This window comes from Dolichospermum sp. UHCC 0352 (assembly GCF_009711925.1).
GTDB classification, from domain to species: Bacteria; Cyanobacteriota; Cyanobacteriia; order Cyanobacteriales; family Nostocaceae; genus Dolichospermum; species Dolichospermum lemmermannii.
Genome location: NZ_VIKY01000161.1, coordinates 1 through 13,420 on the forward strand (window position 1 = coordinate 1; position 13,420 = coordinate 13,420).

Below are 13,420 nucleotides of genomic sequence, written 5' to 3' on the forward strand. Positions count from 1 at the left end.
TAAATTCCTCAAAGTCCCCCTTTTCAAGGGGGATTTAGGGGGATCTGCGGGTGTCAGATCCCACACGAAAAAGTTTTCAAACAACCTCTAACATTTGAGTTAGAGAAAGTCCCAAATCTGTTGTTAAATAACTTCCGACTAAAATTATCCCCAAAGGTAAATTTCCCAAAAACTCACATATTTCTGTAGCAGTTTCTGGTTCATTGACAACTCGCTGATGATTTTTTCCCAATTGCTTTTGTAAAAGTTCTAATGCTATTGGTGGTAATAGAACCTCTAAAGGTAGTTCTTGAATATAATTAGGGTCTAAATGTTGTTGTCGAGTGGTTATCAAAACCCGAAAGCGTGTTTCTGGGGGAACAACATCTTGTAACTGTGTTAAATCAGTTAAATCATCAACGACAATTAAAACAGGTTTTTGTGTTTCTGGATATTGTAACCAACACCAATCTACCTGTTGTTGGAGAGTTAGCAGCTTTTCTCCCTGAGTTTGGGGAATTTCCAGACCGAATTTAAATGTAAAAAGCTCAAATACTTCTGCTGCGAGAATACGTTGTCTAGCATTAAACCAAATTATGCCATCATAATGATCTTGATATTGTGTCGCGTATTGAGTAACTAATTCAGTTTTACCCAAACCACCCATTCCGGTTATTGCTACATAATTTCCCCGTCGCAAATCTTCATGGATAGTTGTCAGTTCTGTTTCTCGTCCGACAAAATGAACAGAACCACGATAGGGTATATCTTTAGTGGGAGTTAACTTTGTCCGTTTCCCGTCGGACGAGTCCAGTCAAGCGAAAGTTCCAGGTAGTCGCTGTTTCAACCATTCCGAAAACTGCTGAGTTTTGTGAGTTAAAGCGTCTCCGATGTTTTCGCCAATTTTTTCTGTGGCTTTGGTAGCAAGTACGGTCGCAACAGCAATAGCACCAGTTGTGAATGGTTCCATTTGTAATATTGGTTAAGGTATTATTTTTCTCCTCATGATTTATGATACATCTTTTTTGCCAACGCTTCACTACACCTTAGAGGTTGTTTGAAAAGTATTATATGAAACCCAGAATCTCCAAAAACCTAACCCCCCTTCCCCCCTTCCCTACAAGGGAATGGGGTTTTTAAAGCCTCTCCCCTGGTAGGGGAGAGGTTTGGAGAGGGGTCTGTTTCCACATTAAAAACTTTTAAAACATCCTCTTATATATTCCTCAACGCAGTCCTGTCTGAATTGTGGTTTAATCTATCTGCTATTTTTTTCTATAACTAAATTGGAAAATTAAATATTAATAATATCTTCATATATTTCTGCTATTTATAGAATCAACCCAACGGAATCTAAATGTAATTTATCATCACGATTCATCAAAGTTTGTATAGTCCAATTTCCTTTTTCATCTTGACGATAAACCTCTACCTTAACTTCATTTTGAGAAATTAAAACATATTCTTTTAAATATATAAATACAAATGTAGCGCCAGGTATTTTTTGCTGAATATTGGGTATAAACTAGAAAAATACAGTCTTTTAAACTTGAAGTTAAAGTGATATAAATTCCACTTCAAAACTCATTTTCCAAATTACCCCACATTACAGTTATTACCTGGACGCTGCTTGTTAGACGTTCTTTTTCTGGGTATCACGCCAAACTTCGGACATCCTTCCCCAGTTAGTGCTAAATTCATCAAAACCTAGAAAAGTTCCCGGTGTTTCTTCATCCCAAGAAGCAGAAAGAACACCATAGGTAATTCCCACCACACCTAACCCAAACAATCCCATATTCACCAATAAAACGGCGATAGGCGGAAGTTGGATATCAGCCAAGGTAACTAATAGATAGCTAACTATCAAACTAGTAATCCCTAAAGCTGTGGGAATACCGCAAAAACCAGCCACTCTGCGAATCATTCGCTGGCTGACTACTTCAGGAATCGCCATTTCTTGTTTAGAATAACGACGTTGCTGTTGCGGTTTTTCTTGGGTTTCTTGGGTTTTAATGACGGACTTAGTTACAGTCTTAGCGGGTTTGGGACGCTTTTTGTTTGGCTCAAAAGGCAATGGACTACGTTCCGATTCTTCAGCAGCCATAAGAATTAGTTCCTAACCGCGAATACCGAGACGAGTAATTAAAGCTTTATATCTTTCTTGACTACCTGCTTGGATATAAGCCAGAAGACTCTTTCTTTGACCAATCATCTTCAACAGTCCTCTGCGGGAGGAATGGTCTTTTTTGTTAGCTTGCAAATGTTGACTGAGCTTGTTAATGCGGTCAGTTAGCATGGCAATTTGAACATCAGCCGAACCGGTGTCGGTTTCATGAACTTGGAAGCCAGAAATTATTTCTTGTTTGCGCTGTTGAGTCAGAGCCATGGTCGCTTAAATTGTGATTGTTTTTAAATTTGTGTAGCAGTTTCCTATAATATCACACCCATCCATTGCTGTGGCAAATTTCTCTAGAACTCTTGACACTCTCAGGGCTTAACAATAGTAATTAAATTAAATCCGTTCATTTTTCAACTTTTCTCTACCGACCAGAGAGAAATTTGACTAGCCATACACTGAGCCAGCCTAAGAGAGCATACACGATAATTGCAATTAGGACATTGACATCAAAAACATTCGCTCCACCACCAGCAACAGGACTAATTAACAAGGTGGAAAATGGCGCAATGAAGGGAGCAGAAAGATTGTAAATAAACTGGGCAAAAGTATTTTGCGTATTTGCCCCGGAAAAACGCAGAAAGAAGCGTAACATCAGCAGGATTTCCAGCATTCCCACTAGCAGGTAAATGCTATTGATAATCCAGGCAAATATAGATCTCCGTTTGCCAGATTCAAGTCGTCCCTCTTCCTGTTGCAGTCGGAAACTTTCTTCTTCACTGCGAAGTTCTTGCCTTCGCGCAGAATTGCTTCGTTCATGAGGATTTCTATTCATAAGTTTGGGATTTTTATTAATATGGCTATAACTTCAGTGCTTGTATTCAAACCTCAGATACAGCCTTGCATCCTCAAAAATTAGACTATGCGGCGACCAACTAGTAAATTGTAAACTATTCCAATTAGAGCTAAAACTAAAAGCAGATGAATTAAGCTACCCCCGACATGAACCGAGAATCCTAACAGCCAGAGGACAAAGAGTACAACAGCAGCCGTCCAAATTAGATTAATCATATTTCCCTTTTATTATATAGGGCTTGCTGAATAAACCGAAAACCTAGATATATTAGGAGTTTCAGAGTTGAAAAAGGTGAATTAGGTGCAAGGAATAAGCGTTAAAACCATCAAAAACTTATCACTTTCTCAGATTTGAAACTATTCTTACCTCCTTCTAATTCTTCCTCCTGACTCCTGACTCCTGACTCCTGACTCCTAGCCCTCACCAAAAGACTTTTTCAGCAAACCCTATATAGTGTGTTACTACAGAAGTCTTTGGTTATGCAAATATCTTATCTGAACATGATTGAATCTCAATCCTCAAGAAGAGATAGTCCAACAGAAAGAGAACAAATTTAATAGACAACGACCGAATTTAAATATGCGTATTCTAAAACCCTTGTAGAGACGTTCCATGGAACGTCTCTACATTATTTTCTGGAGATATCCAATCTAATATTACTCCGGTGATTTGAGAGCTTGATCTAAAACTTGTCTAGCTTGTTCTGCTTTTCCCCTCGCTTCCTGGTAACGCAGATTAGCTTGAGCAAAATTTTTGAGAACTTTAAAACCTTCTTTAAGATGGGTTATTTCTTCCTCGGTGACAGATTTATCGGAAAACAGCACATCAATGGCTTGACGAATTTCTAAGGCTTCAGTGCGTGATTCTTGGACTTTTAACTTCAGGGAAGCTAAATTACTGAGAATTTGCACTGCTTGGGTAATCTCATCTTCACGACTAGAAGTATCTGTAGTTGGTTCTTTCACCTCAATTAATTGTTGCGGACCAAATCCCTCTTCTAGTTCCGTTGGTAATTCACCAGCCTCCATGAGTTCCATTAGTTGATCCATGGCTTTATCACGGGCTTTAGCGGAATCTTTACCAGGAACAATCAGGATAAGTTCCGGGCTTTGAGCGAGACTGTACTGAACCATAGGTGTATATATAAATCCTAGCTAATTTGTGAAAAGTATGATTGCAATTAAGAATTGCAAAGAAAAGAAATTTTAGTTCAATTATACTGAATAAAGGTAAACCAAAATATAACAAAATGGCAAATTTATGACTCCCAATCCCGCCATTATGCGTTCTGTGGAACAACTGGGCTACCGAGTCACAGTTGGTGATGTAGCCACCCAGATAGGATTAAATATAGCTGAAGTCAACCAAAGTTTATTAGCCCTTGCTGCTGACGCTGGGGGACATTTACAGGTTGCAGAATCAGGTGATGTTGTTTACCAATTTCCCAAAAATTTTCGGGATATTATCCGCAATAAATACTTGCAAATCCGGTTGCAAGAATGGTGGAAAAAAGTTTGGTCTGTCCTATTTTATCTAATTCGGATTTCCTTTGGTGTCCTTTTAGTTACTTCTATCGTTCTGATTCTTGTGACTATCACTATAATCATGAATGCTAATTCAGATCGGGATAATGACAATCGCAGTAGCAATTCTAGAGGTTTTAATTTCTTTTTCTTTCCAGATTTATTCTGGTATTTTAGCCCAAATCATCGTGATAGCTACCAAGAACGACGGAGGGAACGGGGTGAAAATAATGAAATGAATTTTTTTGAAGCTGTATTTTCATTTCTCTTTGGTGATGGTGATCCTAACGCCAATTTGGAAGAACGTCGCTGGGAAGAAATTGGGGCTGTGATTAGTAATAATCAAGGTGCTGTAGTTGCAGAACAAATTGCTCCTTATTTAGATGATATTGGCGCAAAATATCAACAAGAATATGAGGATTATATGCTGCCTGTGCTGGTAAGATTTAATGGAATGCCCCAGGTAAGTTCTGACGGGCAAATAGTTTATTATTTCCCAGAATTACAGGTAAGAGCTAGTAAAAAACAGCGGCGCTCAATATCTGAATATTTGCATGAATTTTCCTGGAAGTTTAGTTCTGCCAGTTCTGGACAACTCATGCTCAGTGCTGGTTTGGGAGGAGTGAATTTTGTTGGGGCTTTAATCCTGGGTAATTTATTGAAAAATGGCACAATTGCGACTCAAATTGGGGGATTAGTCGCTTTTGTGCAAGGGATTTATGGACTTCTATTAGCTTATGGTATTGGTTTTTTAGCTATTCCTTTAATCCGGTATTTTTGGATTAAACGACGCAATGATCAGGTTTCTACTCGCAATCTTCAACGTCAAGAACGGGCTAGATTATTAGCAGGTGCAGATGATTCTTTGCAGAAGAAGATCGCTTTTGCTCGTGAATTTGCCACAGAAAAAGTTATTGGTAAAGAAGATTCTGTTTATTCTACAGAAACAGATTTGTTAGAACAGGAATTTCAGAATAAGCAAATAGGTGACGGGTAATTGGTAATTGGTAATTGGTAATTGGTAATTGGTAATGGGAAAATTCTTTCCCCCTGCTCCTCTGCTCCTCTGCTCCCTGCCCCCTGCCCCTACTTTGCCTGAATAGGTGTCAGGGCTACACCTTTGTAGTAATATCCTAAAATTTGCAGGTGGTTTGCACCACGTTTTGCTAGTTCGTAAGCTCCCCATTGGCTCATTCCTAAACCGTGACCAAAGCCTAATCCTTGCAGGATAAAACCGCCATTTGCATCTTTACTAACAATAAACCGGGTACTTTTAATTTTGAGTGCGGTTCTAACTTCTTCACCTTGGAGAACTTTAGTCCCTTTATCACCAATAATTTTTAAGGATTTGACACTTTTGAAAGGTGAAAGAGTTTCGATAATCATGTCTTTGACATTACCAACACCGGAAATTCTGGCACTAATTTCTCCGGGAGTGAAGGTTTTTACCCAGTTACATTCTTTGATCTTTTGGTCAAAGTCGGGAACAGCCCGCAGGTAAGGTTCTTTGCTAACCCAAACATCTTCAACGTTTTCAGTGTGTCCACCAGAACAAGCGTGAAAGACGGAAAGAATGATTTGGTTGTTGTAGGTTAAGACTTTGCCTGCGGTGGTATCTGCTGCGGTGTAAGTTTTACGAGATTCACTACTTACACCTTTATAAATTTGCCAACGGTCTGGACTATCCCCTAAATCGTAAACGGGATTTTTCCGCTGTCTTTCCCGTTCATAAAGGGCATAGGTACGGGCAGCAATGGCTTGGGCCTTGAGGGCTTCTTGTGGCCAGCTAGTATCCATTTCTCCACCAATGACGCTGTAGAGATATTCTTCTAAATCTACCCAGTTCACAGCAGTTAAACCGTTGGCTGTGGGTACTACTAGGGTTCTACCACGAAACCAGCGATCGCCAATATAAACATATCCCTTCTTGGTGGGTTCTATCCAAAATAACCCGGATTGCCATCTATCTAAAGCTACACCTCCAGGAACTGCTTGAGCCGCAAAGGCACTCATTCCTGGTAATTCTCCCAGAGTCTTACCACTACTATCTTTGACAATAGCGGTTGTGGAAGCACCGACTTTTACCTGTTTGACTTCTCTTTCAATTGCCACACGCAGAATTACAGATGCTTGTGCAGGAGCAAGTAATACAAACCACATCAGGATACCTATCCACCAATGTCTACCTTTAATCTCAGAAAACAAATTGCCTAATAACAGTGGGAATTTCATACTATTGTTTGATCACAAGCGTCTACTATTCTAGTTCAGCAATTCTCTAAACAGACAGATTGAGAACTGGAAACTCGGTAATTTTCTTTCTTCTTTCTTCTTCTAAACTCCTGACTCCTTTTTTCATGGTGTCAATATTTGGGGAGCATCATAAACTTCATTCCCAATAATACCAATTAGATTTAACTTGCTTAAAATTTCTGTAGCTTCCATCAGTTTATTGGGAGTAACTTTACCAATGCGTCCTACCATAATAATCCCATTACATAAAGAAGCGACAATTCTACCATCAACTGTATCTAAAACAGAGGGCGCATCTATCAGCACTAAATCATAATTTTGGGCAAATAAATCCATTAATTCTTGCATTCGCTCAGAACTCAACAAATTTGCCACATCTTCTGGTATGGGGCCAGCAGTCAAAACATCAATAGCTGGGTGAATGGGTTGAATATAATTATGAAATGATGGATTAATATCATCAACAAGTAATAAAGATAAACCCCAATCATTGGTCAGCCCTAGAGTTTTATGTAAACTGGGAGAACGCAGGTTAGCATCAATTATTAATACTCTTTGGTGCATTCGAGCCGCACTAGACCCCAACCCTAAAGCCAAAGTTGTTTTTCCTTCTCCTGGTAGTGCAGAAGTTAACATCAATGATTTTAAAGGTAGAGAATTATTTAACATCTGAATATTCTGGTAAATAATATCTAAGTTCTGATGATTAGGTAAATTTTTAATAATTCCCTGATGAGAAATATCCAGATTTTTAGATTTATCTCTAACTATAGATTGGAGTTGGCTTGTCCAACTATCTTTACGTTTTCCTAATCTTGGTACTGACCCCAATAACTGAATATTTGTGAGATTTTGTAAGTCCTGAGTATAGAAAATTGCATTATTAAATTTTCCCCAAATTAAAGCTGCTGCTAAACCCAATATTGGACCAATTAATATGCCGCCAACAATTAGCAACCAGCGCAAATTTCCTATATGTATTCCCAAAGCGGGTTCTTCTAAAATTTGCCAATTAAAACCTTCTTGAGCAATTTTTACACCTAATGAATTTTGCACTTGCGTCAATTGTTGCAGTGTTTTGCGATAAATTTCTACATTTGCAACTAACCTCTTATATTCTGTAATCAAATTTGGGTATGTACTCAGCAAGGAACGAATTTCTTGTTCGGATTTTGCCAAATCACGATCATGAGCAATTAGTCCTAATGCGTTCACTTTTAATTGAGTTAAATCATTTTCTAACTTAGGTATTATTTGTCCTGATAATTTTGATTTACTATTGATATCAACGGCTTTATTTTGTCCTTGTTGTTGTAATAGTGTGACGATAATTTGTTTTTTTTGTTTCAGTTGTTCAATAATTGGATATTTTTCTGTGTAAAGTATCCGAGCTTGAGTTAATTCCTTTTCTGTTTGCTTAAGTTCACGAATTAAGGCTTGATATTGGCGAGATTCAAGGGAATCATCAATATTTATTTGATTTTGATGAGAAGAAGCAATTGCTTCTTCTATACTGTTATGTCGAGTCTGTACATCTTGCAGTTGAGCGCGAGTTTTTTGTCGCTGCTTTTGAATATCTGCTAAAGACTGTAGTGAAATTTTACTTTGTAAAATTGGATCAATTAAATTATTCTGTTGACGAAATTTTTCTAATTTTTTCTCGGCTTTTAATACATCTTTTTGCAGTTGCGGTAGATGGTTATTAACAAATACTAACCCTTGATTAATCCGCTGATTTTTTTGATCGGTATTATAGTCCTGATATACTTTCTCTAAAGCTTGTAATACTCTTTTACTTTTCAGAGGATCTTTGTCTGTAAAAGAGATCGAAAATACTTGGTTTAAATTTTGATTAACTTCTGTATCTACTGGTAACTGAGTTAGTGATAAAGATGAAGTTCTATCAATTTTGCTGTTACTATAAATATCTTCTATGGTCATCTGTGGATAATCAGTATGAAGTAAATTTACAGCTTTTTGCACTAATTTAGCACTCAGCATTAATTTCACTTGACTACTGTAGTCAATAGATGATAACTGTGGTTTTTGTAAGTCTTTTGTCGTTTTTTCTGGCTTACTAGCTGGTAAAGATTTATCTGAATTATAACTTACCAATATTTGCATATAGCTTTGATAAGTTGGTTTACTAGTAATAGCTAAGAGGCTTGTTACTGACATAACCGCACAAGAAATCCCTAGAATAAACCAACGGTGGTGAAGTGCAATCGCAGTTATTTTTTTGATATCAACTACACTATGTGTATAGCTATTAAGCAATTTTTTTAACGTTATCGCATTTGTAGCCACAATTATATTCCTCTCAAATTCAATAATATATCTGGAAGAAGATGATAATTAGAAAACTTTTAGAGATATTTGATACTCAATGTTTTCTGTTTAATAATCAATACTTATTCTTCCTCTGATTACAGATATACTTAACAGAAAATATTCAGCAAGTAGTTCTTGGCTAATACCTTCAACTAGATATATGTCTAATCAGTGTGAGGAACATAAATTTTCTGCAAATATTTATCTTGGGAGGAGGTACCAGCAATACCTTTAGCAAATTTAAAAAAGCTTTAATTCTTAGGTTGGGTTGTTCGCGTCAAAGTTGCGTAGTGATGGCACTTATGCCTTGCGAGAGCCTAATATATGACTTAATAAATGCCTTGGGTTTTGCTTTGTTCAATCCAACCTACAAAAGAAGAAGAACTTTTTCCAGCTTGGTGCAATGTAAAAACAAAAAAGGCAAGCGTTAAAAACTTGCCTTCTATATAACTGGGGCGCTAGGATTCGAACCTAGGGATGGCGGGACCAAAACCCACTGCCTTACCACTTGGCTACGCCCCAATGATTTCACTATAGAGAATATAGCAGTTCTCTTGGGATAATGTCAAGTGTTTTGGGAAAAAAGATTTTACTTAGGAAAGATCCCCGACTTCTTGAAGAAGTTGGGGATGTGCGGGGGTCTGAGTGGCTAAAATACGCGATGCTGTAGGGATGGCATTTGTCGGCGGACTTGTTCTAGTCTGGTAGGTTTGATTTCGGCGATCGCCACTCCCGGTTTTTCCCCAGCGTCTGCTAAAATGACACCCCAAGGGTCAATAATCATGGCGTGGCCATGAGTTTGGCGACGGTCATAGTTAGTACCAGTTTGGGCAGGTGCAATCACATAACAGGTATTTTCTATGGCTCTAGATTGCAATAATACTTGCCAATGGTCTTTACCAGTAAAAGCGGTAAAAGCGGCGGGAACAAATAAAATATCTGCACCCTGACTTGATAAATGTCGGTACAGTTCGGGAAAACGGACATCATAGCAAATAGAAAGGCCAATTTTCCCCAAGTCAGGGGAAGCATAAACAGGAGGTAATTCCAGTCCAGCCATGACGGTACTTGATTCTTGGTAGGTATTACCATCAGGAACATTGACATCAAATAAATGGACTTTTTGGTAACGGGCGAGTTCTTGACCGTTAGCACCGATAAGTAATGCTGTATTATAAACCTTACCGTTATGATCCACAGGGATAGGAAAGCCGCCGCCGAGAATGGTAATTTGAAAGCGTTGTGCCATTTTGTGGAGAAATGTTTCCGTTTCTTGGGCGATCGCATTTCCTTGTGCTAGTTTATCTTTTTCCTCTCCCATAAAAGAGAAATTTTCTGGTAAACTCACCAATTCCGCACCCTGACGCACGGACAAATCAATTAATTCTTCTGCTTGTGCCAGGTTTTTTTGCAAATCAGGCACACTGGTCATTTGAATAGCGGCGGCTAAATAAGACTTCATAGATTCAAAAACAAACGATAAATTGAGACAATGTAGATATTTGGCATTGGTGAATGAAAGTATGAATTTGCCTCACGCAAAGGCGCAAAGGCGCAAAGTTTAAGAGTTTCAGACATGGAATTTTTGCTTTTCATCTCTCAATTCAGCAACGCCAGATATTTAAATATATCGTCATATCATGCCATTTGAACTTCTAGAGTCACCGAGGTAGAAAGAAGGAGTTAAGAATAAGAATCTCTCAAAAATCGTTTCTTTAAAGCCAATGGCAGATTTTTCGCCATTTCTAAACCTTCTGCATTTAACCATCTAATTTCTAGAGGTAACAGCGATAACTTATGAATATGACTATATATAGAATCTTTGCCAGAAAAATTTACACCATAAACCTCTATTAACCGGACAATTACGGTATTATTCAGTGGAATTACGGTTAATCCAAATACCTCTTATTCCTGCGGATTTTGCCCCATAATAATCATCTGTTATACTGTCGCCAATGTGCCATGCGGCTTCCGGTGAACACTTGTGCTTGTTTAAGGCAATTTTAAAAATTTCTGGATCTGGTTTAGCAGCACGGACTTGAGTAGAAATCGTCACAGAAGTAAAATATTCTTTAAGTCCTAAACCTTGCAATACTAAATACAAACGAGAATCAAAATTAGATAATATTCCTAATTCAATTCCTAAGCGTCGCCAGTTGATTAAAGCTAACTTAACATCAGGATAAACATACCACGGTTCGGAAGTCCCAAAGTGGATATAAAGTTCGGTAAAAAAAGCGGGAAAATCGGTAAATTGTTGGAGAACTCCTGCACCTTCAAAGGTATTTAAAGCAATTATCTGCCACCAATCATATTCACGCTGGGGAATATCTTTGATATCTGCATCAATAAATATCGGTGGTGGTGATGCTTTGAAGCTTTTCATAAAGTTTTCATCCAAAATTTGGGCGGAAACTTCTACACCAAATTCTTGGGCGATTTGTCGGTAAATTTCCCCAACACTACCTTTAACACCAAATAATGTCCCCACAGCATCTACAAAAATAACTTTAGGCTTTTTCATAAGAATTAATACTTTAGTCCGCAGCAGTCGCTAAATACATAGCCATAATATCTGAATTTGTCTAGTTTACCATTTCAGATCCCCGACTTCTTTGAGAAGTCGGGGATCTTTATCTTTAATTAGGGGATATTTAATTACTTAGAAATGGCTTCTATTATAGGGCTAACTAACCAATTAAAACCGACTTTCAACTGATGATTTAAAGTTGGTAAACGATACAGATAAGCCAGCCGACGGGCTAAGTACGCAAAAGATCCGTCTAATTGCACACCTAACCCGGTGAGGGTGGCGTTATCTATTCCCAAAGCCATCATTTCTCCTAATGGTTGATAGCGGAAGGGAAGGAGGGGACGATTGGTAATAGTAGCCCAGATATTCCAAGCGGTATAATCAGCTTGTTGGAAAGCAACTTGGGCGGTGGCGGGGACTTGTTTTCCGTCTGCGTCGAGACAGTCGGCTAAATCTCCTAACGCGAAGATTTCGGGATGTTCTATGGCTTGTAGTTGGGCTGTGGTGGTGATTTGTCCACGCTGATTTTGCTTGAGGGGTAAGGCTGTGACAACTGGAGAAACTTTTGTTCCCACTGTCCAAATGACTACATCTACGGGAATGGTATCTACTTGATTTTTATACTCCAGAGAGATGCTATTTTGATCAATTGCTGCTACTTTGGTTTCTAAGTCAATAAATACGCCTTTGCTATCTAAGGCTTTTTTAGCGGCTTCACGGTTAAATTCTGGGGAAGTGCGGAGAATTTGGTCGCTAAGTTCAATCAGGCGGAAACGTCCTTTTTCACCGATTCTATCTGCTAGTTTACAGGCTAATTCTACGCCGCTGTAACCTGCACCAACTATGGCGACACGGATTTTTTCGGGATTTGCTGCTTCGAGAATTCGCAGCCGTTCTTCTAATTTGTAGGCATCAGTAATAGTACGGAAAGGGTAAGCATGAGTGACAGCACCGGGAACTAAGTCTAGGGGGGTTTCGCCACCTAAGGCTAAGACTAAGCGGTCATAATTTAGTTCTGATTTATCTGCTAATTGGACTGTTTGTTTGTTGATATCTATGGCGGAAACAGCGGCTTGATGGAACTGGATTCCTGTTCCTTGCAGTAGTTCTGAGTAGGGTGGGGCGATTTCCCAGGTTTGGAGTTCTCTGGTGAGGAGTTCGTAAAGCAGGGGAGAAAAGACAAAGCGATCGCTCTGATCTACTAAAATAATCTCAGGTTTTGGTGTAGATTCCCAGGGTAGTTGGCTTAAACGCAGGGCGGTATAGAGTCCACCAAAGCCACCACCTAGTATACAAATTTTTGTAGTTGGTTGAGTCATAGTTTTTTTAGGTGCTAAATCCTAACAGGGTAAGATACTTTCTCTTCTTGATAGCTATATCCTTTGATATCACTTGGTTTGCTGTTCTTTACTTATCAGTGCTTTTACCAAGTTTTTAGCTTTTTTAATGGATAATGGGACTCGACTTATCCAGTTCATATTCACCATTAATTTTAAATTAGTTTCACGCTCATTAAGCACTGTCAGCAACCATTATACTGTCAAAATCTATTTGTTTAGAATATTCCACTAAGATGTGAGCGAATACGGCTTTATCTGATTCATTTCCTGATGCTCCTCTAAAAAATAAAGGTATATCTCCATCACTACTTACTATTAAATTAATATACATTGCTTTAAGTCTGGGCGATGGAACGGACTCTAGGGGTACTCGGACAACGAATTGAATTACAAATCACCACAAAATAGAATATATTCACCAAATAGAAGGAAAGGCACGGAAGCCACTTGGCAATAGATGCGTGGAGGAAGTGCCAACGGCGTTCGCGG

The 13,420-nt window shown here is 38.6% G+C and carries 14 protein-coding genes and 1 tRNA gene; 1 reads left to right on the forward strand and 14 read right to left on the reverse strand.

Annotated features, from left to right (window positions below; translation table 11 throughout):
- Positions 1 to 76: 76 nt before the first annotated feature.
- From FJR06_RS11105 to FJR06_RS11135, 7 genes are all read right to left on the reverse strand, one after another.
- Positions 77 to 679: an NB-ARC domain-containing protein gene (locus FJR06_RS11105; RefSeq protein ID WP_254434413.1), complete on the reverse strand. Its 603-nt coding sequence runs from the start codon at positions 677 to 679 to the stop codon at positions 77 to 79.
- Between the two features lie 114 nt (positions 680 to 793).
- Positions 794 to 949: a hypothetical protein gene (locus FJR06_RS11110; protein ID WP_168651436.1), complete on the reverse strand. Its 156-nt coding sequence runs from the start codon at positions 947 to 949 to the stop codon at positions 794 to 796.
- A 660-nt stretch (positions 950 to 1,609) separates the two neighbouring features.
- Positions 1,610 to 2,080, reverse strand: a complete 471-nt coding sequence (locus FJR06_RS11115; RefSeq protein WP_168651437.1) for a PAM68 family protein — start codon at positions 2,078 to 2,080, stop codon at positions 1,610 to 1,612.
- A 12-nt stretch (positions 2,081 to 2,092) separates the two neighbouring features.
- On the reverse strand, positions 2,093 to 2,362 hold the full coding sequence (gene rpsO, locus FJR06_RS11120; protein WP_168651438.1) for a 30S ribosomal protein S15: 270 nt from the start codon (positions 2,360 to 2,362) through the stop codon (positions 2,093 to 2,095).
- Between the two features lie 154 nt (positions 2,363 to 2,516).
- Positions 2,517 to 2,927: a YggT family protein gene (locus tag FJR06_RS11125; RefSeq protein ID WP_168633415.1), complete on the reverse strand. Its 411-nt coding sequence runs from the start codon at positions 2,925 to 2,927 to the stop codon at positions 2,517 to 2,519.
- An 80-nt stretch (positions 2,928 to 3,007) separates the two neighbouring features.
- The gene (locus FJR06_RS11130) at positions 3,008 to 3,163 is read right to left on the reverse strand and encodes a lmo0937 family membrane protein (protein ID WP_148279107.1); all 156 of its coding nucleotides are present in this window, start codon (positions 3,161 to 3,163) and stop codon (positions 3,008 to 3,010) included.
- A 441-nt stretch (positions 3,164 to 3,604) separates the two neighbouring features.
- Entirely contained in the window at positions 3,605 to 4,081 is a 477-nt protein-coding gene (locus FJR06_RS11135) for a hypothetical protein (RefSeq protein WP_015079608.1), read from the reverse strand.
- 127 nt (positions 4,082 to 4,208) lie between these two features.
- Here FJR06_RS11135 and FJR06_RS11140 point away from each other — a divergent pair, with 127 nt between their 5' ends.
- Positions 4,209 to 5,468, forward strand: a complete 1,260-nt coding sequence (locus FJR06_RS11140) for a hypothetical protein (protein WP_168651439.1) — start codon at positions 4,209 to 4,211, stop codon at positions 5,466 to 5,468.
- A gap of 89 nt (positions 5,469 to 5,557) precedes the next feature.
- On the opposite strand, the gene FJR06_RS11145 is transcribed toward FJR06_RS11140, so the two are convergent.
- The 7 genes from FJR06_RS11145 to FJR06_RS23825 all read right to left on the reverse strand — a co-directional run bounded on the left by FJR06_RS11145 (position 5,558) and on the right by FJR06_RS23825 (position 13,262).
- A complete protein-coding gene (locus tag FJR06_RS11145; protein WP_168651440.1) occupies positions 5,558 to 6,703 on the reverse strand; it encodes a SpoIID/LytB domain-containing protein in 1,146 nt (381 codons plus the stop codon).
- 123 nt (positions 6,704 to 6,826) lie between these two features.
- Positions 6,827 to 9,031: a polysaccharide biosynthesis tyrosine autokinase gene (locus FJR06_RS11150; RefSeq protein WP_015079611.1), complete on the reverse strand. Its 2,205-nt coding sequence runs from the start codon at positions 9,029 to 9,031 to the stop codon at positions 6,827 to 6,829.
- Between the two features lie 474 nt (positions 9,032 to 9,505).
- Positions 9,506 to 9,577 (reverse strand) — tRNA-Gln (locus tag FJR06_RS11155).
- A gap of 127 nt (positions 9,578 to 9,704) precedes the next feature.
- Positions 9,705 to 10,517, reverse strand: a complete 813-nt coding sequence (locus FJR06_RS11160) for a carbon-nitrogen hydrolase family protein (protein ID WP_015079612.1) — start codon at positions 10,515 to 10,517, stop codon at positions 9,705 to 9,707.
- A 411-nt stretch (positions 10,518 to 10,928) separates the two neighbouring features.
- Positions 10,929 to 11,582 (reverse strand): HAD family hydrolase, encoded by a 654-nt coding sequence (locus tag FJR06_RS11165; protein WP_015079613.1) that lies wholly within the window; start codon positions 11,580 to 11,582, stop codon positions 10,929 to 10,931.
- A gap of 134 nt (positions 11,583 to 11,716) precedes the next feature.
- Positions 11,717 to 12,910, reverse strand: a complete 1,194-nt coding sequence (locus tag FJR06_RS11170) for an NAD(P)/FAD-dependent oxidoreductase (protein WP_168651441.1) — start codon at positions 12,908 to 12,910, stop codon at positions 11,717 to 11,719.
- A 193-nt stretch (positions 12,911 to 13,103) separates the two neighbouring features.
- Positions 13,104 to 13,262, reverse strand: a complete 159-nt coding sequence (locus FJR06_RS23825) for a hypothetical protein (protein WP_174783460.1) — start codon at positions 13,260 to 13,262, stop codon at positions 13,104 to 13,106.
- Positions 13,263 to 13,420: the final 158 nt, after the last annotated feature.